The 21562-nt window shown below is 40.9% G+C and carries 15 protein-coding genes; 9 read left to right on the forward strand and 6 right to left on the reverse strand.

Translation table 11 applies throughout. The features are described 5' to 3' along the window. Nucleotides 1–176: 176 nt before the first annotated feature. Together N1I87_RS01775 and N1I87_RS01780 are read right to left on the reverse strand one after the other, a co-directional pair. Entirely contained in the window at nucleotides 177–1382 is a 1206-nt protein-coding gene (locus N1I87_RS01775; protein WP_341100394.1) for an efflux RND transporter periplasmic adaptor subunit, read from the reverse strand. 17 nt (nucleotides 1383–1399) lie between these two features. Further along, the gene (locus N1I87_RS01780) at nucleotides 1400–2059 is read right to left on the reverse strand and encodes a hypothetical protein (protein WP_341100396.1); all 660 of its coding nucleotides are present in this window, start codon (nucleotides 2057–2059) and stop codon (nucleotides 1400–1402) included. A 252-nt stretch (nucleotides 2060–2311) separates the two neighbouring features. Between N1I87_RS01780 and N1I87_RS01785 the strand changes: the two genes are divergently transcribed. The 3 genes from N1I87_RS01785 (at nucleotide 2312) to N1I87_RS01795 (ending at nucleotide 6278) form a co-directional block, all read left to right on the forward strand. Next, nucleotides 2312–2875: a 3D domain-containing protein gene (locus N1I87_RS01785; RefSeq protein WP_341100398.1), complete on the forward strand. Its 564-nt coding sequence runs from the start codon at nucleotides 2312–2314 to the stop codon at nucleotides 2873–2875. Nucleotides 2876–3894: 1019 nt separating this feature from the next. Beyond that, nucleotides 3895–5076 carry an IS701 family transposase gene (locus N1I87_RS01790; protein WP_040037972.1) on the forward strand — a complete coding sequence of 394 codons (1182 nt, stop codon included), beginning with the start codon at nucleotides 3895–3897 and terminating at the stop codon, nucleotides 5074–5076. A gap of 272 nt (nucleotides 5077–5348) precedes the next feature. After that, a complete protein-coding gene (locus N1I87_RS01795; RefSeq protein WP_445285705.1) occupies nucleotides 5349–6278 on the forward strand; it encodes a LysM peptidoglycan-binding domain-containing protein in 930 nt (309 codons plus the stop codon). A gap of 413 nt (nucleotides 6279–6691) precedes the next feature. Here N1I87_RS01795 and N1I87_RS01800 read toward each other — a convergent pair whose 3' ends face one another. Beyond that, a complete protein-coding gene (locus N1I87_RS01800; RefSeq protein WP_341100401.1) occupies nucleotides 6692–7846 on the reverse strand; it encodes an MFS transporter in 1155 nt (384 codons plus the stop codon). 123 nt (nucleotides 7847–7969) lie between these two features. Further along, nucleotides 7970–8380 (reverse strand): helix-turn-helix domain-containing protein, encoded by a 411-nt coding sequence (locus tag N1I87_RS01805; RefSeq protein ID WP_004439606.1) that lies wholly within the window; start codon nucleotides 8378–8380, stop codon nucleotides 7970–7972. Between the two features lie 221 nt (nucleotides 8381–8601). Between N1I87_RS01805 and N1I87_RS01810 the strand changes: the two genes are divergently transcribed. After that, nucleotides 8602–9099 carry a hypothetical protein gene (locus N1I87_RS01810; RefSeq protein WP_341028062.1) on the forward strand — a complete coding sequence of 166 codons (498 nt, stop codon included), beginning with the start codon at nucleotides 8602–8604 and terminating at the stop codon, nucleotides 9097–9099. 330 nt (nucleotides 9100–9429) lie between these two features. Further along, on the forward strand, nucleotides 9430–11454 hold the full coding sequence (locus tag N1I87_RS01815; RefSeq protein ID WP_341100403.1) for a penicillin-binding transpeptidase domain-containing protein: 2025 nt from the start codon (nucleotides 9430–9432) through the stop codon (nucleotides 11452–11454). Between the two features lie 67 nt (nucleotides 11455–11521). Here the strand turns inward: N1I87_RS01815 and N1I87_RS01820 are convergent, their stop codons facing one another. Beyond that, nucleotides 11522–12703: an IS701 family transposase gene (locus N1I87_RS01820; protein ID WP_003353085.1), complete on the reverse strand. Its 1182-nt coding sequence runs from the start codon at nucleotides 12701–12703 to the stop codon at nucleotides 11522–11524. A gap of 567 nt (nucleotides 12704–13270) precedes the next feature. Between N1I87_RS01820 and N1I87_RS01825 the strand changes: the two genes are divergently transcribed. From N1I87_RS01825 to N1I87_RS01835, 3 genes are all read left to right on the forward strand, one after another. Further along, nucleotides 13271–14473, forward strand: a complete 1203-nt coding sequence (locus N1I87_RS01825) for a transposase (protein ID WP_063210481.1) — start codon at nucleotides 13271–13273, stop codon at nucleotides 14471–14473. A 144-nt stretch (nucleotides 14474–14617) separates the two neighbouring features. Further along, on the forward strand, nucleotides 14618–16177 hold the full coding sequence (locus N1I87_RS01830) for an IS1182 family transposase (RefSeq protein WP_270584763.1): 1560 nt from the start codon (nucleotides 14618–14620) through the stop codon (nucleotides 16175–16177). 610 nt (nucleotides 16178–16787) lie between these two features. Next, the gene (locus N1I87_RS01835; RefSeq protein WP_341100404.1) at nucleotides 16788–17813 is read left to right on the forward strand and encodes a C40 family peptidase; all 1026 of its coding nucleotides are present in this window, start codon (nucleotides 16788–16790) and stop codon (nucleotides 17811–17813) included. Between the two features lie 298 nt (nucleotides 17814–18111). Here the strand turns inward: N1I87_RS01835 and tagU are convergent, their stop codons facing one another. Beyond that, the gene (gene tagU, locus N1I87_RS01840) at nucleotides 18112–19050 is read right to left on the reverse strand and encodes a polyisoprenyl-teichoic acid--peptidoglycan teichoic acid transferase TagU (protein WP_048622545.1); all 939 of its coding nucleotides are present in this window, start codon (nucleotides 19048–19050) and stop codon (nucleotides 18112–18114) included. Between the two features lie 923 nt (nucleotides 19051–19973). On the opposite strand from tagU, the gene ltrA reads away from it, so the two are divergent. Further along, nucleotides 19974–21239 (forward strand): group II intron reverse transcriptase/maturase, encoded by a 1266-nt coding sequence (gene ltrA / locus N1I87_RS01845; RefSeq protein WP_341100406.1) that lies wholly within the window; start codon nucleotides 19974–19976, stop codon nucleotides 21237–21239. Nucleotides 21240–21562: the final 323 nt, after the last annotated feature.

Here is a 21562-nt window from a genome sequence, read left to right on the forward strand (position 1 = left end):
TTAACCTAAAACGGATATAATTATACTCTTTTTTCTTCTTTCAATCAAGACAAGCGTCTCGACATGATCATTTCCATTCATAACAGAAAAGGCGGCCGTCAACATGTTATATAGAAAAAATAATTTCTTTCATTCTATATAACATGTTTGAACTTGGCCAACCTTTCATCAACATTTTAGGAAAGTACACCTAACATAAAATACAGGAGCATATCTTTTTTGCGTACGTTCTGAATCGCTTTTTTATCAGCATCAGTGAATTTAAGCGGTGTAATAAAAGGAGAGTTGACTTTCTGAATATCCTTTGGATGTGGAAGGACCGCTTCTCCTTGTTTTACACCTCGAATGATTTCTTGTTTTTGTCCGACATGAATCCCCTTCGTTATTTCACGTTTTTCTACGATTCCTTTTCGGTTGAGAACGAGTACGTAGTTTTTCTTATGATCTTGAAAAACGCTGGATGATGGCACCATTAACGTACTTAAAGATTCTTTCGTTATGATGGTAATGTTTGCTTTTGAACCGGGTAGAAGAGGTTCGTTTGAATCTTTTACATTGAACAATTGGGCTTTAAAAGGATAATAGCTATTTTTATGTACAGAAGGTTCATCTTCCGGATAAGAATCTACTTTTATGATTTTTCCTGTATATTGTTTTTTCTTTGTATCAACAGAAACTTTGACTTTTAATCCTTCTGTTACCTTTTTGCGCTGCTTTTCGTTCAATACCCCTTGAACGGCCGGTTTCAAAGAGCGGATCGTTACGATTGGGTTGTTTAATCGATCGTCGATTTTTTCTACATAGCCTGCATAAGGACTTTTTACAGTAAGTTGTTGTTTTCTTTGATCAAGTTCACGGAGAAGAGTATCATACTTTTTCACTTCTTCTTGTAATTTGCCGATTTCCGCTTGCTGTTCTAATATTTGACTTTTGACTGTCACCTCAGCAGCGCTTGGCGTTTGATCAGAGCTTTTTAGAGAAGATTGTATGTTTTGTAATTTTTGCACTTCCTCCGTGACCAGATCTATTTCTCTTTGTGCCTGCTCTTTTTCTGCCAGCCATTTTGCTCGTTCTTCTTCTATTTCAGCCGGCGAATATTGAAAGAGTTCCGTCCCGGGAGAAACTTTATCCCCTTTTTCTACTAAAAACTTGCTGAATTGCCCCATGGAAGGATCGAAATAGACCGGATATTCCTCTTGTGGTGTAATAACGCCCGATGTATGGAATGTTTCAGCCAGATTGCCGATTTTGACCCTCGCCCATTTGTCTATCCACTGCGTTTTCTCGATTTTGCTATCTTTTTTAAAAATCAAGTAAAGATTGCCTGCTATTAAACAAGCACACAAAACGGCGATGATCATATTTCTCGTTGTTTTTCGCACGATTCTGCCCTCCTATCTTAAATAAGTTTTTCGATATGTATGGAAGTGAAGAAAGCGGTAAAGGCCCAAAAGACAATAGATAATCCTGCGATCACAGCCGCAATATAAAGCGGTTTATGATCCGTCATTCTTTTTAAGAATCGATATTGCAGGATTAATGTCCAAATTTGGAAAAGAGAGATACTTCCAAAAAAGCGAATAAGGATCGAATGATCGGTCAAATAGCGAATCGCCGTTCCTAATGCGAAAGGAGAATAGTACCATTTCAATCCGTATAGAAACTCAAATGGCAAAAGAATAACCCTTTCTCCTATCAGAATGGTTAGAACAAAAAGCTGCAAGACAAGTGCTTTGCGGAAGTCTACTTCCATTAAGCCCCAAAATAACAATGACGGAACGACTAACACTAACAAAACAAAGAGGATGCCCCAAAATACGCTTCCTAAAACAAAAAAGACTTTTCTTGCAGCCAATTCATTTGCGGTCCAATCCGCTAATCGATGCGAAAGGTCTTCACTTCCAATGCCAAGGCAGCTGCTTACAGCCGATAGAATGACGCTAATCACCAGCAAGATGATGATTCGACTGCTTAACCCTCGGATGGTTTCAGCTTGTTCCAGCTCATAAAGCACATTCCGAGTCTTAAAAACTCCCTTCCAAAGCTTTACTTGATACATAGTTGCAACATCCTCCATAACAGGTTATAAATAACAGCAATTATTTATTATATAGAAACGGCAAGACACATACCAGACGAATATACCATAATCTCTGTGTGTGACTGCCTCCTCTTTCTACTATTATAACCAATTATTCTATCATGTTAAGAAAATGAAACATTTACGTAATAAAAAGATAATGAACTGTAAAATCACTAGTAGTTTAGTCATGATAGAATGATACTCGTTAATAGAAAAGGAGGTTATGGTGTGAAGAAAGCAATTGCCGCTCTCTTTACTGCAGTAGTATGTTTCAGCTTTGCTCATTCCTCGAATGCGGCAAGCACGACATATACTGTCAAAAAGGGAGATACATTATGGAAGATTGCCAATACTTATAAAACGACTGTCGACAATATAAAAAAATGGAACCATCTAACATCTAACAACATTACTGCAGGAACGAAATTAATCATTCAATCTAGTTCGACCGCAACAGCCAAGAATACGTCTACAACATCCGCCGTAAACTCTACTGCGGGAAAGAAAGTGATCGTCGTTAAGGCCACTGCTTATACAACATCTTGCAAAGGATGTTCCGGCGTTACAGCGTTGGGAATCAACTTGAAAAAAAATCCGAATGCGAAAGTGATTGCAGTGGATCCTAAAGTTATTCCGCTCGGTTCAAAAGTATATGTGGAAGGATACGGCCAAGCAATCGCAGCTGATAAAGGATCTGCTATTAAAGGAAATAGAATCGACGTGTTTGTTCCATCCCTTCAAAGTGCACGTAATTGGGGCGTAAGGACAACGAAGGTGACGATCTTACAATAAATTTTCTCCGTTTATCTTGATCGTGTTAGCTCATTTCGTGTGAAATCTTGGCTTCTCACGAAATGAGCTAAATTGTTGGGCGAACGCCTGCCCACGGGAGTGAACGCAGCAGAGAAAACCTATTAAAAATCGAATTTCAAACGTCTGGAAGCAACAAAATTCCAGACGTTTTTATGTGCGCCCGGCATGTACATGAACTATAGGGCGTAAGTCCCGAACCCCGAAGACAGAAGTAGAGGTTAGCCAAGAGCAAGGGTGTCCGTGGTGACGCGGAATCTGAAGGAAGCTGGAGGCAAAACACCGGTCCGAGGAACACGAACCTCATATAAGGCTAGGTATGATTGAGTGAGTTTGCATAACAAAACAAAGCTCTTTCTGTCGAAGGTCATATCGAGTAAATGAGGCGGATAGATGGTGTGAAAGTGCATGTACTTACCCGGGGAGGTCTGGCGGATATGTGAAGTACTCTTCATAACCTACTTAGTGATAAGTAGCTGAACCGTCAGAAGTCAGCAGAGGTCATAGTATTAGTTGGTCTAGAACAACTAAGAAGGACCGAACAATTAAGAGAGAATAGCCCTTGGTATTCAGTGAGTCATGATGAACACAGAAAACGTAGTACCTCACTTGAGGGAGGAAGCGGTGAATCCCGTGGGAGACCTCTTGGAGGGTGGAGTGACCACTGGCATAAAGAGAACAGCTATTCACGGAAGTTATAAAGACTTGCGTCAATGATCTTAATTGAACCGCCGTATACGGAACCGTACGTACGGTGGTGTGAGAGGACGGGAGTTAATCGCTCCCTCCTACTCGATTTTTTTATCAAGTAGAAAAGGCATTTCATCTACTAATCTGTTTGGAATGACCATGTATTACCAATTACTTCTTTTTCCATCTAACTATAGATGAGCAAATTCGCTAACATAAATTTACAACCAAACAAAAAAAGAGACATGAACCCGATTCCTTGATTAGAATAGATGTGTCACCAAAACTATTCACAAGGAGGTTCATGTCTCATGAATAGATTAGCACATCATCAAGGAATCCACAAGTTTTTCACGATGTTGGGGTTGGCACTTTATTTTTCAAAACCTGTCATGAAGCATCTCGTTCATATCGTGGATGCGCTGACCACCAAAGGATTTGCGGGAACATTGACCGATCTTCATCATTGGAGCTTTCATCCGAACCACCGCACGACACTCAGCCATTTTTTCACGAAAAGCCCTTGGGATGAAGAGACGCTGCTTCGCAAACTTCAACAGTGGATGCTTCGTCGTGTCGAACGCATCGCCAAACAGGAGAATCAACCCCTTTTTGTTTCGATCGATGATACGATTTGCCAAAAAACCAAGCCTTCGTCACAGGCAACGCACGCCATTCAAGGGTGTGATTGGCACTATTCTCACACAGAGAAAAAGTCGATCTGGGGACATTCTCTCGTTTGGCTCATGGTTCATACGATGACCCAGGCTTTTCCCTTTGCGTTCCGCCTCTACGACAAGGCGGCTGGGAAAAGCAAGGGGGAACTCGCGATCGAGATGCTTTCTTCTTTGGATGTACACCGTCCTGTTTATGTGCTGATGGACTCTTGGTATCCATCGCAAACGCTCGTGGAAGCTTGTCTGAAAAAGGGATTCCACGTAATCGCAATGCTCAAGGCCAATCGGCTTCTTTATCCAAAAGGCATTGCGGTTCAGGTGAGGGAGTTTGCCCGCTACATCGAACCGAAAGACACTCACCTCGTCACGGTGGGAGAAGAGCGTTATCGGGTTTATCGCTACGAAGGCTCTCTCAAAGGTCTCGATGATGCCGTGGTGCTGCTCGCTTGGAAAGCCGATCAGCCGATGACATCGGAACATCTTCACTGCGTCTTGAGCACCGACCGGGATCTAAGCGATGAAGAGATCTTGCGCTACTATGCCCAGCGTTGGTCGATCGAATGTTTTTTCCGTCAAGCGAAAGACCAGCTGAAACTCGATGGATACCGCGTTCGCGGACGTCGGGCGGTGAAACGCTACTGGATCTTGGTGCAGCTTGCTTACGTGTACAGCATGTTCGAGTCGAACAGCGATTTTTCTGATGGGCTCGATCTTCTGCGCAAGAGAAAAGGACATAGCCTCGTGGAGTTCATTTACCGTGCAGCGAAACAAAATATTCCCATTGATACCGTGAAAAAACAGCTCCACGTGGCATAAGGGGTACCCTGTTTGTCTCTTTTACATGGTAATTATTGTAATTAAAATTGCTCAACTACAGCATCTAAGTTATATCAATCCATAATCATTACATGAATGTTACAAAGAAAGGGGAAAAAGGGGAAGTGAAATGATCGCGTAACATAATGGCAAGGAAACGTAATCGGTTTTTAAAATCACAGTGCTGTTTTTCATGTTAAAATGAACCTCGTCAGTGAATAAAGGAGGTTAATTACGTGAAAAAATCTGTAATTGCTCTAGCAGCCGCAACGATGTTATCAGGTGCTTTTGTTGCCGATGCATCTGCTGCTTCGTACAAGGTGGAGCGAGGAGACACATTATGGAAGATTGCACGTGAACATCATACTACTGTAGATAAGTTAAAGGAAATGAATCACCTTTCCTCTGATTTAATCTTCCCAAATCAAGTCCTAACTACTTCGGATATACCTGAGTATTATACAGTTCAAAAAGGAGATACATTAAGCAAAATCGCCAAAGCTTACGGTATGTCTGTCCAAACTTTAAAATCAATCAATCAATTAAACTCTGATCTTATTTTCCCGGGAGATCGCATTGTACTAAACGGTTCAAAAGCAGTTCAGCAGACTGTTGAGAATAAATCGGTACAACAACCTGTTCAAAGTCAGGCTGCACAGCAACCTGTTCAAAATCAACAAGCTAATCAAACCGGTCAAACTGAAACAAAAGCGACAACAGCAGCTGTTCAACAGCAAAATACAACGGCACAACCAAGCCAGTCTGTACAGCAATCTGAACAGCCGGCACAAAATGCTCAACAACCGGTACAAAAATCTCAACAACCGGTACAAAAATCTCAACAACCAGCTCAGCAAGTTCAATCTCAGCCGGCACAGCAGTCTAATACACAACCAGACAATGCTGCTCAAGGAGAAACTTTTACGATGACGGCCACAGCTTATACAGCTAATTGCGGTGGTTGCTCCGGTGTAACAGCAACGGGAATGAACTTAAAAGCCAATCCGAATGCGAAAGTAATTGCGGTTGATCCGAGCGTCATTCCATTAGGAACAAAAGTATATGTTGAAGGATATGGTGAAGCGATTGCCGGGGACACTGGTGGAAGCATTAACGGAAACAGAATCGACGTTTTCGTTCCAAATGAGCAACAAGCTCGTAATTGGGGAGTTAGAACGGTAACAGTAAAAGTACTTAAATAATAAGGAACTTAAATTGGGGGGAGGAACCATGCCCTCCTTCGAAATCATTTGAGATGACACCCTTGATAGATGAATTGATTTTCCTGTTGGCATATGTGTTCTATTGTAGTAAAAGAGTAGATTTTGAAGCAGAATGAAAAAGACCAGTCACGCTGTTTGTATATGGATAAATGAATGAGAATACTCGTCCTTTTTGGATTCTCAATGGATAGCCACAAGGTTTAGGTTGGCTAACTATTGAGAGTGGCGAAAGGACGAGTTTTTTTATGGAATCCTTTTGATCGAAACAGAACCTGTAAAAGCAGCCTTTTAGATGAAAAACGAAACTTCAAATAGGCTGCTTTCAAAATTCCATTGGAAACGTAAAATCGAGCCGGGGGGCTTAATACTTTATTGATTTCACAATTAATGTTTTATTCTTTCACGGGATGCATTTCGAATTTTCGGTTCATCATCAGTGCGATAAAGAGAGAAGGTATGACCGCTGCTGCCATTCCGGCAAACGCCAACCCAGCCGACTTGGAGTAGAGATAGCTTCCCAGAAAAGTGAAGACGCTGATGCTTAGCCCCATAGCTAGAGAGGCATAGATGCCTTGAGCCGCCGGAATGAGTCGATTGTCTAATTCCTCATTAAGAAAGCGTATAAATGCGTAATGGGCAAGTGCAAATGTAAGAGAATGCAGAAACTGGGTGAAAATAAACATCCATACTGTTGGTACAAGATAGACGAGCCCCCAGCGTACGATCGAAGCCGCCGCGGAAATGGCAAACATGCGAGAAGTGGAGACTTTTTGAAAAATGCGATCCGCCGTCATAAAGAACAATGTTTCAGCAAGGACGGCCAAGTTTAAAATCATGCCACTCCAAAAATCTCCGGCATTCAATTTTTGTAAATAAATAAATCCGTAATTATAGTAAGAGGCGTGGGCTCCTTGAATGAGGATACATACTACCATCGCCGCCATAAACCGTTTGGATTGAAACAGAGGACGATAGGAAACCGACTGTTCTTGGTGCTTGGCCATAAGCGATTTCGGCGTTTGGACATGAGCCGCAATGGTCATAAGACAACAACTGGCAAACATGGTCCAAAAAATAGAACTCTCACTGTAAAAAGACAAAATTGCTCCGACGGCTACTAGTGCGGTCGCATAGCCGATGGAGCCGAAAGATCGGCTGATTCCGTATTGAATTTGATCTGTCTTCATCATGATCGATCCTAGGCTTTCGGAAATTGCCAACATCATGGGATAGACAAAACTGAATAAAATCATGGCCGCCAAAATCCATCGGAAAGAGTGGAACGGCAAAAATAATAAAAGGATTAGTGCGGAAAGCAAGGAAATCATTTTCATTTCATGACCGATCGCCATTTTCTTGCTTAAAAATGGGAATACAAAAAATGTACTAAATGCGCGGATCAATAATCCGACCGCAATGATCGTACCGGCGGCTTGAATAGAAAGCCCTTTTTCATTAATCAGCCAAGTATTCCAATAAGGAATAAATACTCCCCAAGTAAAAAAGAACAAGAAAAAATTAATCGACAACCAAGTTTGTGGTTTCAAAAGAATCCAACCTTCCTAGCATACTCTGAAAAAATTATATCGAAAAAGAAAAAGACTGTCATGAAATCGAGAATGTTTCCGAATAGCAAAAAAAGACGGACAAACCGTCTTTTTTAAAGGCTCTTACTTTAAATCTTTAATCGCCTCAAAAATTCTGAAAAGTACTTTAACTTTTTTTCTGGATTCTGCCTTTGGCAAGTAAGAAAGGTTGGTAATCATTTTTTTGATCTCCGGGTATTCTTCTACCATTTTTTCTACGCGCTGAAGTTCTGCTTCTTTTAATTTTTCCCGCAAAACTTCTGGAGTAGTGGAAGAGTATAAGTCTGAGGATTCAAAAAGCATTTCTGCGAAAAGATCAGAAGGGATTTCGTAAGCGGCTTTAAAATCTTTCAGCATGTCCGCGGTAATTTGAGCTCGACCATTTTCATACTTGGACAAAGCGGATTGCGAAAGCTTTAAACGAAAGGCTACTTCCTTTTGGGGAAGTTGTAAAATTTCTTCTCTATATTTCTTTAATTTTTCGTGAAAATGCATAAAGACCCACCTATGAAAGTTTTACCATGATTGATTATTAAGATAGCGATTTTTCTGTAAAAAGAACAAATAGTTTCCGAATTGAAATTATAAAATCCATTCCATTAAAGAATAACGAGCTGCTTCGACATGTTTTTCCTATATGATGGGAATGAAGGAAAATATATCTATTACAAAAGACTTATTTCTCAAATATTTTAAATGGGAGGGGGCGAGATCGAGTGGAAAAGGAGCAATCTTTTCTTATTTTCAATGGAAAAAAGAAAAATAGGGATTGCGTTCAGTTATTGTCTATATGTGGTTTTTACGATGTCATCACCAATATTTACTCTTCTAAGAAATTTTTTTATCGAATCCATAACACGAATTATGTTGAATTGCCTCTTCAAGAAGAGTACGATTCCTTTCTGTTAACAGTGGGATGGGGATTGGATGAGTGGACATTCAAAATGGAGATTTATTTAAATAAAAGGCTCATCAAACTATCAAACTTAAATGAACAGTGGGTCCCGGAAAGAGTAGTAGAAAAGGTATTAACCAGTTTTTTGTTGAAAATTGGAGAAGTTTTCTATTTTATCGCGTATCTTCCTCACCAAAAGCATTGCCTTCAAAGAAAAACCAAATTCCAGCGCCGTGCTTCTCAGAAAGAACCTCACCGTTTATCAAGTTCTATTTATTTATCTTTAAATTTGATAACCCGGAACGATGCAAAAATTTAAAAAGAAACAACAAATTTCTTCAAATGACTTTTCCATTCAGTTCGAAACACAAGCATGGATTTATTCGTCCATCCAATTCTATCATTCCTTTTGGCTGCCAAACAGACAAGACGTTTCGTATGATGTACATAATGGTCACGAAAAGGGATGATTAGTGTTTAAAGCAAAAAATCAATTATTTCTTTAGACGAAAGCAGATATTCACCCGATCATGACACCATTGTCTTTGAACACGAATATTTAAATTTAAAGCGAGGCTGAAAGACGCCTCGCTTTTTTTCCTAGTTCCAGATTTTGATATAATGAAATGGGACGAAGGGGGGGATTAAATTGAAACGCTTTCGAAATCTGACGCCCGTTTTTTTTGTGCTGTTATTCGTTCTTTCCATGGCTGCATGCGAGAAAACACCGAGTCCGGAAGAACGGTTAGCTGATTATGTCAAGCTATGGAATGATCAGAAATTCAGCCAAATGTACCATGATTATTTAACGTCTTCCTCTCAAAAAAAATATAAAATAGTGGATTTCGCAGATCGGTATAAAACGATTTATAGGGATCTAGACGTGAAGCATTTAAAAGTGACTGTGTTATCAGCAAAAGAAAAGGATTGGAAAGATGCTGACCGGGCAGAACTGCCGATTGACGTAAAAATGGATACTGCTGCCGGTCCGATTCATTTTAAAAAGAATGTCCATTTGAAACTGGAAGAAAAAGAAGGAAAAAAGAATTGGTACGTCGATTGGAATACAACCTATATTTTCCCTGAGCTTGGAAGAGGAGACAAAGTCCGGATTGAAACCGTCGAGGGAAAACGCGGCGAAATATTTGACCGAAATGGCAATGCCTTAGCCATTAATTCTAAAGGTTATGAGGTAGGGATTATTCCTAAACAATTTGGTCATGATGCCGGAAAAAAAAGTAAGCTTGCTCATTTGCTTGGGGTTTCTGTCCATTACATCGATCAACAGTTAAGCCAAAGTTGGGTGAAACCCGATTATTTTGTGCCGCTGAAAGATGTTTTATATGATGATGGAAATATCAATCAATTGTTGAGTATTCCGGGCGTGCTGGCTAATGAGAAGCTTATTCGAGAATATCCTTATCATCAAGCTTTGGCCCATTTAACCGGGTATGTTGGCACCATCACAAAGGAGGAATTAGCAAAGCAAAAGAAAATAGGATATAAGGAAGGCGATTGGATAGGAAAGCGTGGCTTGGAGGAGCTGCTTGAAGACAAACTGCGAGCGACAAACGGCCAAAAAATAGTGATTGATAAATCGGATGGCAATCAGGTTGTTCTCGCCGAAACGAAAGCAAAGAACGGCAAATCCGTAAAATTGACGATAGACGCCGAATTGCAAAAAGTCATATACAACCAAATGAACGGACAACCGGGGACCGCTGCGGCTATTGATCCTAAAACCGGGAAGGTTCTTGCCCTTGTAAGTTCGCCGGCCTTTGATCCAAATGACTTTATTACAGGATTGTCTGAGAGCCGTTATCAACAGATGCAAAATGATCCGGCCAAGCCTTTTTTGAATCGGTTTGCAGCTACTTATGCTCCCGGTTCCTCTATCAAGCCGATTACAGCGGCGATTGGGCTGAAAACAGGAAAGCTGGATCCGTTTAAAGCGCGCAATATTAAAGGGCTCAAATGGCAAAAAGATGCTTCATGGGGGAATTATCACGTGACTCGAGTGACAGACCCGGGGAAACCGATCAATTTGGAAAGTGCCCTTGTTTATTCGGATAACATTTATTTCGCCCAAACGGCTTTAGAAATTGGAAAGCAAGATATGGAAAATGGTTTGAAGAATTTTGGATTTGAAACCAGGTTGCCGTTTGCTTTTCCTATCCGCTCTTCGCAGATATCGAACAGTGGCCATTTTGACAAGGAAAGGCTATTAAGCGACTCCGGATACGGTCAAGGTGAATTGTTAGTCAGCATGCTTCATTTGGCTTCCATGTACGGAGGCATTGTCAATCAAGGCACAATGATGAAGCCGATTTTGTATAGCGATGAAAAACCGCAAGTATGGAAAAAGGACTTGATCTCTCAAAAAGATGCAAAAATTCTGCAGAAGGATCTGAGGCTTATCGTAGAAAAAGGAACGGCAAAAAAAGCGAATCATCCGTCTTTAAAACTGGCAGGAAAGACCGGAACGGCTGAATTAAAATCCAATTTTGGACAATCGGGAAAAGAGAATGGTATTTTCGTTGCCTATGACCAAAACAAACCGAATATGGTTCTCGCCATTTTAATGGAAGGAGTCAATTCCAGAGGCGGCAGCAGTTCCGTTGTTCAATTATCCAAAAATATCTTTCTTCAATGGGAGCAAATGAACCCTCTATAAAGAACTGTAGATGAGCATTTTTATTAACAATGATTACCATACGAAAAAGAGACAAACGGGGTACCCCTTATGCCACGTGGAGCTGTTTTTTCACGGCATCAATGGGAATATTTTGTTTTGCTGCACGATAAATGAACTCCACGAGGCTATGTCCTTTTCTCTTGCGCAGGAGATCGAGCCCATCCGAAACATCACTGTTCGACTCGAACATGCTGTACACATACGCAAGTTGCACCAAGATCCAATACCGTTTCACCGCCCGACGCCCGCGAACGCGGTATCCATCGAGTTTCAGCTGGTCTTTCGCTTGACGGAAAAAACATTCGATCGACCAACGCTCGGCATAGTAGCACAAGATGTCTTCATCGCTTAGCTCGCGATCGGTGCTCAAGACGCAATGAAGATGTTTCGGTGTCATCGGCTGATCGGCTTTCCATGCGAGCAGCACCACGGCATCCTTGAGACCGTTCAGAGCACCTTCGTAGCGATACACCCGATAACGCTCTTTTCCCACCGTGACGAGGCGGGTATCCCGTGGCTCCATAGATTTGGCAAATTCCTTTGCTTGAATGGCCGTCCCTTTTGGATAGAGAATCCGATTCGTCTTGAGCATCGCGATGACGTGGAACCCTTTTTTCAAGCAGGCTCCCACGAGGGTTTTCGATGGATACCAAGAGTCCATGAGCACATAAACGGGTCGACTCACATCCAACGAAGAAAGCATCTCGATCGCGAGTTCCCCTTTGCTTTTCCCCGCCGTCTTGTCGTAGAGGCGAAAGGCAAAAGGAAACGCTTGGGTCATCGTATGAACCATGAGCCAAACGAGAGAATGTCCCCAGATCGACTTTTTCTCTGCGTGAGAATAGTGCCAATCACACCCTTGAATGGCGTGTGTTGCCCGTGACGAGGGCTTCGTTTTTTGGCAAATCGTATCATCGATCGAAACAAAAATGGGTTGATTCTCTCGTTTCGAGCTGCGTTCGACACGATGAAGCACCCACTGCTGGAGTTTGCGAAGCAACGTCTCTTCTTCCCATGGGCTTTTCGTGAAAAAATGGCTGAGTGTCGTGCGATGGTTCGGATGAAAACTCCCGTGATGTAGATCGGTCAGTGTTCCCGAAAAGCCCTTTGTAATCATCGCATCCACGATATGAACGAGATGCTTCATGACAGGTTTTGAGAAATAAAGTGCCAACCCCAACATCGTCAAAAACTTGTGGATTCCTAGGTGATGTGCTAATCTATTCATGAGACATGAACCCCCTTGTGAGTAGTTGTGGCACATCTATTCTAACCAAGGAATCGGGTTCATGTCTTCTTTTTTGTTTGGTTGTAAATTTATGTTAGCGAATTTGCTCATCTACAGTAAAGAAGAAAAGAGGGTGTCCCAAAAGTATAGCTTTTAGGGACACCTATTTTTTGTGAATGGTTCTTTGAACCTGGTCTGTTGATTTCCGTTCCAGGCGCTTCGCTTTCCGCGGGCGTGCCGGGGAGCCTCCTCGTCGCTTACGCTCCTGCGGGGTCTCCCCTGTCCCGTACTCCCGCAGGAGTCTTCGCGCCTTCCACTCCAATCAACAGAGTGAAAAATTAATCTTGAAACTCTGTACAAAAAAATAAAGAAAATCGTTCTTTTTTGGCATAATTTAGTCACTACAACCAATCTACCGGAAAGGAACGATTTTCTTATGTGAGCATTTTGCATATTTTTTGACCCAAGAGCCATAAGGATTTCAAAGACACAAAAAAGGACTTCACCCCTAAAATGTAGAATTTTTGAAGTGACGAAACCACAAAAATTCAAAAGGAGGAAGTCACTTTGTATATTCTACAAGAAAGCCTATTTTCCTTTGAAGAACTGCAAAAATTAGAGTCAAAAGAGAAATTACCTATCTTTTTTAGCTCGCTTGATTTACGCCCTTATGCTAAACAGTTGAGAAGTTCTTCACCCCGAGGGGCTGACGGTCATTCCAGAGAAGGGATTCTAAGGGCTCTCATCGCTGCCCCACTCGAAGGCATCGACACCTTTACCGCCCTTCATCATCGATTGGATAAAGACCTTCGTTTCCGTTATCAATGCGGTTTATCGATTGATCGCCCCGCACCGTCTATCTCCACTCTCAGCCGGGTTTTTGCGGCACTTACCAAAAAAAAGCTGGCTGAAAAGATCTTCCTTGACTTGGTACAGTTAGCTCAGGAGGAAGGAATAATTGACGGCAGCCACCAGGCCATCGACAGTGCCGCCATTGATGCCTATGAAAAGAAACAGCCCAAAAAGCGTAGTGAACAAACGGGTAATGCCAATTGGGGCGCAAAATATGATTCCTTCGGCAATAAAATTACCTGGTTTGGCTATAAGATGCATCTTTCAGTCGATACCGCAAGCGAACTGCCAATGGCCATAAAAGTAACCCCTGCCCATGTGAACGATGGAGAAGTCGCACCAGAATTAATAGAGCAAGTGGCAGAGCGTACCAAATCCAAAATTGAATTTCTGATCATGGATGGCGGATATGACCAACTAAAAAACTATGAATCAGCCAAAAACATTGGAGCGCAAGCCATTATCCCGCTCAATTTGCGCAACGAAAAAGAGCCTCCTGAAGGGATTTCTTCCAATGGAACTCCGCGTTGTTCCATGGGTTATGAAATGACTTATTGGGGAGCTGATAAGGACCAGCTCAAGTTCAGATGTCCTCACGCAACCGGCAAAGTGGATTGCCCATTAGGAATGGCAGCCTGTTCATCTTCCAACTATGGAATGGTGGTAAAAGTCGACATCAAAAAGGATGTGCGCCGATATTCCAATCCGCACCGTGATACAAAACGTTGGAAAGAGCTTTACAACGAGAGGACAAGTGTAGAACGCTGTAATTCAAGAATGAAAAGCTACCTTACGGCGAACTCCCTACATGTATGGGGAATTGAAAAAGTAAAGACCCATATTTACCTGAACGCTATTGTATTACTTGTTTCAGCGCTAGCGATGGCAAAGGAAAATAAAGGGAAGAAAGCCGCTTAAAAAAAATTCAATGTGAAAAATTCTGTAGGCATGCCCGAAAACAAGATTATTGTAATATTTTGTAAAATAACAAGCTGGTAGCTATTTGTCGAGTGCTTTATTTTTTATACTTTTATCCAAAAAATCTAATTTTGCAAAATGCTCATGTACATAAATTATACCACGACAGGACAATTAGTTCTACCAATGGATATAGAAGTTCTAATCCCCGAACATCATCTTTGCCGAATTGTGGATTTGGCAGTAGAAAAGATGAATCCAAACATCCTTCTTTCTCTTCATCCTGGTGGCGGCCGCCCGCCTTACCATCCCAAAATGATGTTAAAAATTATCCTTTATGCCTACGTCAATCGAATTTATTCTTCCCGGCAAATTGCTAAACAACTGGGAGAAAACATTTATTTTATGTGGCTTTCGGGAAACCAAAAACCTGATTTTCGTACAATCAATCGATTTCGCTCCAATCGTATGAAGGATGTCATTTATGAAACCTTCTTCGGAATTGTGGATCTTTTATGCCAGGAGGGGTTAGTAAAGCTTGAAGATTATTATTTTGATGGAACGAAAATTGAAGCTAACGCTAATCGATATACTTTTGTTTGGAGGAAGGCGACAGAAAAGTTCGATACAAAGCTGGATGAGAAATACAAACAGATCGTCTTATCGATTGAGGAAGTAATGAAAGAAGATGAGCAAGCTGAAAAAGAAATGGATTTTCAAGAAAAATTGGAGGCAGCTCCTGTTACCTCCGAGAAAATCCAAGAGACCATCAAAAAGGTAGAGAAAAAATTAGAACAGGAACCTACAAATCGAACCCTGAAAAAAGCAAAACGACAATTGGAAAAGGATCTTTTGCCCAGAAAGCAAAAATATGAAGAACAAAAAGCAACATTTGGCGACCGAAACAGCTATTCAAAAACGGATAAAGATGCCACTTTCATGCGCATGAAAGAAGACCACATGAAGAACGGTCAATTAAAGGCTGGTTACAATGTACAAATCGGAACGGAAGGACAATTTATCACAGGGTTCAGTCTACATCAACGTGCCGGAGATCCCGGCTGCCTAATTCCTCACTTTGAATTAATGAAAAAGTATAATCGGCCAAAACCAAAGACACTCATTGCCGATTCTGGTTATGGTAGCGAAGAAAACTATGATTATTGTGAAAAGGAAGAAATGGAAGCACTGGTTAAATACAACACATTCGATAAGGAACAAACAAAAGCTTGGAAAAATCAAATCGGTAAATTGGAGAACATGACTTATGACGAGGAATTAGACGAATGGATCTGTGCAAATAATAAACGACTTACCTTTAGTTACGAAAGAAAACGGAAATCAGAAAATGGGTATGAATCGGTGAAACGAACTTACATGTGCACAGACTGCTATGGATGCCCTTTTCAATCTTCTTGTGCAAAAGGAAAGAACACAAAAAGCATCAGTGTTTCCATGAAGAATCAGAAGCAGCGCCAAGAAGTCCGTGAAAGATTAACCTCGGAGGAAGCGAAAAAGAAGTATAGACAACGAAAAATAGAAGTGGAGCCAGTATTTGCTCAAATTAAGCACAACAGCCACTTCCAACGATTTACATTAAGAGGCCTTTCCAAAACAACGGTGGAATGGGGTCTTATTTGTGTTGCCCACAATTTGAAAAAGTGGGCAACATACACTGAAAAACAACAAAAAGTGAGGGAATAAAACAGGGGAATGATCTTCTGTGCACGAATTACAACCAATAATATCCAATAAATCATTCTAAAGAAAAAGGCTGAGCCCTAAAAAGTCGATTTTATCGACCTTTTGGGTCAGCCTCTTTTTTTAGGAATATCATTTTGCATACCATCCTTTTAAGAAGGAACAACAGTAGATATAAAGTCTTAAAAAGTGTGTTTTACTACATACTATAGACTGATAAAGAGATCCCTTTAGCGACACGAAATTAGCATTACGTGAACGCCATAAGATAACATATTCTCCAATTTATGTTGATCATACAGAAAAAAAGTAATAATAATTACCAATATTATACAAAAATATGATCTATTTTTAGTAGATTTGGATAAATATGTCCTTTTTACCTTTTGATTTTTGTCGCTCTATGATAGTATATTGCTGTGTGTTGTTAAGAATATTCGACGAAATGTATGAAATATCCAAAAGGAAATGACGAAAACATATCGAAACAGAAGTGTAGATCATTTTATTCTACAATTTTACACAGAATTAAAAAATTTTCAACTATTAATCTGTTAATATGACACTGAAAAAACCGATATTAAACGTGAATATTCAATTAGGGAGGCTCAAAATGAGAAAAGCATTATTTACTTTGTCCACAGCAGCGATTATCTCAGCAGGATTTGCTTCAAAGAGTGAAGCAGCTATTATCAATTATCAAGTTCGATCCGGAGATACATTATACAGCATTTCAAAAAAATATAATACAACGATTGATTCTATTAAAAACTTAAACCATTTGTCTACAAATACGATTTACGTTTCTCAAGTTTTAAAAATTGATGACGGGAAGGGTTCAACGCAATCTGTCAGCACCAGCTCGTCCAGCACATCCTCTGGCACCGCTACATACACCGTGAAATCTGGAGATACACTTTCCAAAATTGCAAGAGCTTATGGGACTACCGTCCAAAATTTGAAAAGCTGGAACGGTTTGAGTTCTGATACCATTTATCCAGGACAGGTTTTAAAAGTGAAAGCTTCTGCTGCAGCTAGTTCAAGCTCGGGAGCTCAATCTTCCGGAACAACCAACTCCAATTCCTCTTCAGGTTCTAAAACCTATACCGTTGTTAAAGGCGACACACTAACCAAAATAGCTTCTAAATATGGTACAAGCGTTTCAGCAATAAAATCAGCCAATCACCTTTCTTCTGACACCATTTACGTTGGCCAAAAACTGATCATTCCTAGCGGCGCGGCAAATAGCAGTTCCATAGAGCAAACTGGAAGCAACGTCAATACCGCAGTGGTTGCGGAAGCAAAAAAATATATTGGCGTCCCGTATGTTTTCGGAAGTTCTTCTCCATCGGTAGGATTTGATTGCAGCGGGTTTGTCTACTATGTATTTAACAAAGTCGGAAAAAGCATCCCACGAACCAGTGCGGAAGGATACTACAGCCGTTCCTACTATGTCTCCAATCCACAACCTGGTGATCTTGTCTTTTTCGATAATACATACAAACAAGGCGTCTCTCATATGGGGATCTACATTGGAAACAATCAATTTATTCATGCCGGAGGAGATCAAGTTCAAATCAGCAGCTTGAGCAATTCCTATTATCAAAGCCACTTCGACAGCTTCAAGAGATTTTATTAATTAGGAATAAGCCTGACCCTTTAAAACCTTGTGTAGAAGGGAGTTCCATGAATGGGATCCTGCCCTTTAGGTGAATGGGTCAGGCTTTTTAATGAAGTCGCGATTCAGGACTATGGAAAAATGTATGGACAAAATGATCTATAAAAGAAAATGGTCCAAATAAAGGAAGTTTTGAACCTATGATTGTGTAGAGTACGAGAGACCCCTAACAGGAAATGTTGTGCATCGGACGGATGTTTCCTGCTAGGGGTCTTTAATAGTGAGTGGTTCTTTGATGGGAATGATGGATTCCAATCCATTAATTTAGGTTTAATTGGTCTTTAAATATTTGGGAAAGGCGCTGTTTTTCTGAATCGGAAACGATATAGTAGTATACACCGTTTATTTTGGTACCTTCTCCTTTTATTTCGTTTTGCTGAATATGATTTCGGGCTGCTTTGTAATTTTTTTGGATTTTCATCATATCATCCATTGTTAAATTGGTTTTTACATTTTTTTGTAAAGCGTTTAAAATATCACCATATTTCCATAAGGAAGAGAAATCAATCCCTTTTGCGAGAATTCCTTCAAGGATTTGTCTTTGACGAAGCTGCCTTCCAAAGTCTCCGCGAGGATCATCATAACGCATGCGAGAATATTTTAAAGCTTGTTCGCCGTTTAAATGCAATGTACCTTTCGGAAAATGTTCTCCTTCATAAGTAAAATCCAAATCGTTTTGTACCGTTACTCCGTCCACTGCATCGACAATATCTTTAAATCCTTCCATATTGACTTTAATGTAATAGTCGATCGGAATATCCAAAAATTTTTCCACTGTTGCAATCGACATCGGTACACCGCCAAAAGCATAGGCATGATTGATTTTATCTTCCGTTCCTTTTCCGACAATTTCTGTTCGCGTGTCTCGTGGAATGCTTAAAAGTTGAACAGACTGCTTTTTCGGATTGACGGCGGCTAAAATCATCGTATCGGAACGCCCTGTATCGTTTTGCCGCTCGTCTACACCTAATAACAGGACGCTAAACGGATCTTTGTTATCCAGCGACACCGGATGTGTACGTTTATTAGCTTGATCATGAGCAATCGGTGCATGCATGCTTTCTACCGCTTTGTTCACAGAATGGTAGATGGAGTACGCGTACACACCGGCACCCGCTAAAAGAATGGCTAAAACGGTAAGTAAAATTTTTAAACCGCGTCTTTTCTTTTTTTTATGTTTATGTCTATCGCTTCTCATATTCTCTTAAATCCCTTTCCTTCTAGTTTCTTCTCTATCTACAAGAATATCAAATATTACTGAAAGAACAATAGAAATGGTCATGATTTTTACTTTTTAGAGCATGGACTGGTTCAAAAATTCAAGTGATTTTGAAGGGGCTGCGAATACTGTGAAAAGAATGTGCCATGGCGGAAAAAACAAATGAAATGTTATTCTATTGAGGTAAATTGAGGTATTAGATGAAAATATTTCTTGTCAAAGTAAAAGGATGTGGTACAATAAAAGAGTAATGTTTTCCGTTTTGTAATGTTCGAGAGAGAATGAGGCGACGGTTGGTGATGGCCGAAAAGGCACCTGCATGTATACACATGCAGGTGCCTTTTTCTTGTGCGCCCGGCATGGGTGTAATCTCTAGGGTGAAAGTCCCGAACCGCGAAGGCAGAAGTAGCGGCTAGCCTAACGCAAGGGTGTCCGCGGTGACGCGGAATCTGAAGGAAGCGAGCGGCAAACTTAGGGTCTCTCGGAACACGAACTTCATATAAGGCTAAGTATCATTGGGTGAGTTTGCAAGACAAAACAAAGCCCTTTCTGCCGAAGGTGATACAGAGTAAATGAAGCAGATGGATGGAAGGAAAGATTGCACCCTTACCCGGGGAGGTCTGACTGATACGCCAACTAAGTTGGCAACCAATTTAGCGATAGATTGCTGAACCGTCAGAAGTCAGCAGAAGTCATAGTACAAATAAGGTCGCTCCTTATTTGGAAGGACGGAACAATCAAAGAGGGTTTTCTACTCGGATATTCTAATGAAGCAATGACACAGACAATCCGAAACGGACTTGCTTGAAGAGGGCAGTGGTGAATCCCACGAGGGGCTTCAAGAGGGTGGAGCTTATAGGTCTATGGAAGAGAATAGAAAACACACGCAAGGAGTCCTATTTATGAGAATGGAACAGGTACTATCACGTGAAAACTTATTAGAGGCACTTCACCGAGTGGAACGAAATAAAGGAAGTCATGGTGTGGATGGAATGAGTGTATCCGAATTACGACCGTACATGATGGAACACTGGCATGAAATCTGCACGTCTCTATTAGAGGGAACCTATAAACCACAACCAGTCCGACGAATCGAAATCCCGAAGCCGAACGGCGGTAAACGGAAACTAGGGATTCCTACGGTGATAGACCGTTTCATTCAACAGGCATTAAACCAAGCGCTAACACCCATATTTGACCCGGGATTTTCAGAGAATAGCTTTGGTTTTAGACCAAACAAGCAAGCACATCAAGCTGTGCGAAAAGCGAAATCCTACATCAAAGAAGGCTACCGCTGGGTCATTGATATGGACTTAGAAAAGTTCTTCGATCATGTGAATCATGATAAGCTAATGCATTTAATTGGCAAGAAAATAAGAGATGGAAGAATCCTTCATCTAATCCGAGAATTCTTGAAGGCAGGCATTATGGAAAACGGGCTAGTCACTTCAAACCTTGAAGGGACCCCCCAAGGGGGGCCATTAAGTCCGCTTTTATCCAATATAATGTTGGATCCATTAGACAAAGAACTCGAAAGAAGAAATCTTCGATTTGTAAGATACGCAGATGATTGTAATATCTTTGTCAAGAGTAGAAAAGCCGGAAAGAGAGTCATGGAGAACATGACAAACTTCATAGAGAAAGAGCTATCACTCAAGGTGAACAGGGAAAAGACTGCATTAGACCGCCCATGGAAACGGGATTATCTAGGGTTTAGCTTTACGTATCATAAAGAACCAAAGATAAGAATCGCTCGGAAGAGCATTCAAAAGATGAAACAAAGAATCAGGGAACTCACCAGCCGCTCCCATTCGATCTCAATGGAAGAAAGAATCAAAAGACTAAATCAGTACCTAATGGGTTGGTGCGGATACTTTTCACTAGCTGACACTCCTACTATCTTTAAGAACCTTGATAAATGGATAAGAAGAAGGCTCCGAATGATGATCTGGAAACAGTGGAAGAAACCGAAAACGAAAGTGAAGAAACTCATTCAACTCGGAGTTCAACCATATAAAGCATATGAATGGGGGAATTCGAGGAAATCATATTGGAGAATCTCTAAAAGTCCCATATTACACCAAACCCTTGGCAACTCTTATTGGAGTAGCCAAGTGCTGAAAAGCCTGTATAGAAAATATGGTGAAAAGCGTCATTTATTTGATTGAACCGCCGTATACCGAACGGTACGTACGGTGGTGTGAGAGGACGGAGGTTCACACCTCCTCCTACTCGATTCCCTTAAAAAAGTCTGTAATCGGATTTATCTGGATTATGGATCCATAAGGAAAATGACCGTACCCGTTGAGGTTGAATAGGATGTTTGAGAACAGAGAATAAGAGAAGGGAAACGGGGAAAGTCAATGACTCCCAAAAAGGATTTTTCGTTTTAACGAAATGAACTGGAAATGGTGATGCAGTCGGACAGATTTGTTTCCTGATAAAAAGGAAAGTCTTAGGTTCATTCAGCTATAAAAGAGGAGATAAGTCC

This window comes from Bacillus sp. FSL W8-0102, from assembly GCF_038007225.1.
Taxonomy (GTDB): Bacteria; Bacillota; Bacilli; order Bacillales; family DSM-4216; genus Bacillus_O; species Bacillus_O smithii.

What these genes read in the sequence shown, in the direction of transcription:
- N1I87_RS01780 (WP_341100396.1), bottom strand. Translation starts at nt 2,059, where the DNA reads ATGTATCAAGTAAAGCTTTGGAAGGGAGTTTTTAAGACTCGGAATGTG.
- N1I87_RS01790 (WP_040037972.1), top strand. Translation starts at nt 3,895, where the DNA reads ATGAATAGATTAGCACATCATCAAGGAATCCACAAGTTTTTCACGATG.
- N1I87_RS01795 (WP_445285705.1), top strand. Translation starts at nt 5,349, where the DNA reads ATGTTATCAGGTGCTTTTGTTGCCGATGCATCTGCTGCTTCGTACAAG.
- N1I87_RS01805 (WP_004439606.1), bottom strand. Translation starts at nt 8,380, where the DNA reads ATGCATTTTCACGAAAAATTAAAGAAATATAGAGAAGAAATTTTACAA.
- N1I87_RS01820 (WP_003353085.1), bottom strand. Translation starts at nt 12,703, where the DNA reads ATGAATAGATTAGCACATCACCTAGGAATCCACAAGTTTTTGACGATG.
- N1I87_RS01830 (WP_270584763.1), top strand. Translation starts at nt 14,618, where the DNA reads ATGTACATAAATTATACCACGACAGGACAATTAGTTCTACCAATGGAT.
- N1I87_RS01835 (WP_341100404.1), top strand. Translation starts at nt 16,788, where the DNA reads ATGAGAAAAGCATTATTTACTTTGTCCACAGCAGCGATTATCTCAGCA.
- tagU (WP_048622545.1), bottom strand. Translation starts at nt 19,050, where the DNA reads ATGAGAAGCGATAGACATAAACATAAAAAAAAGAAAAGACGCGGTTTA.
- ltrA (WP_341100406.1), top strand. Translation starts at nt 19,974, where the DNA reads ATGAGAATGGAACAGGTACTATCACGTGAAAACTTATTAGAGGCACTT.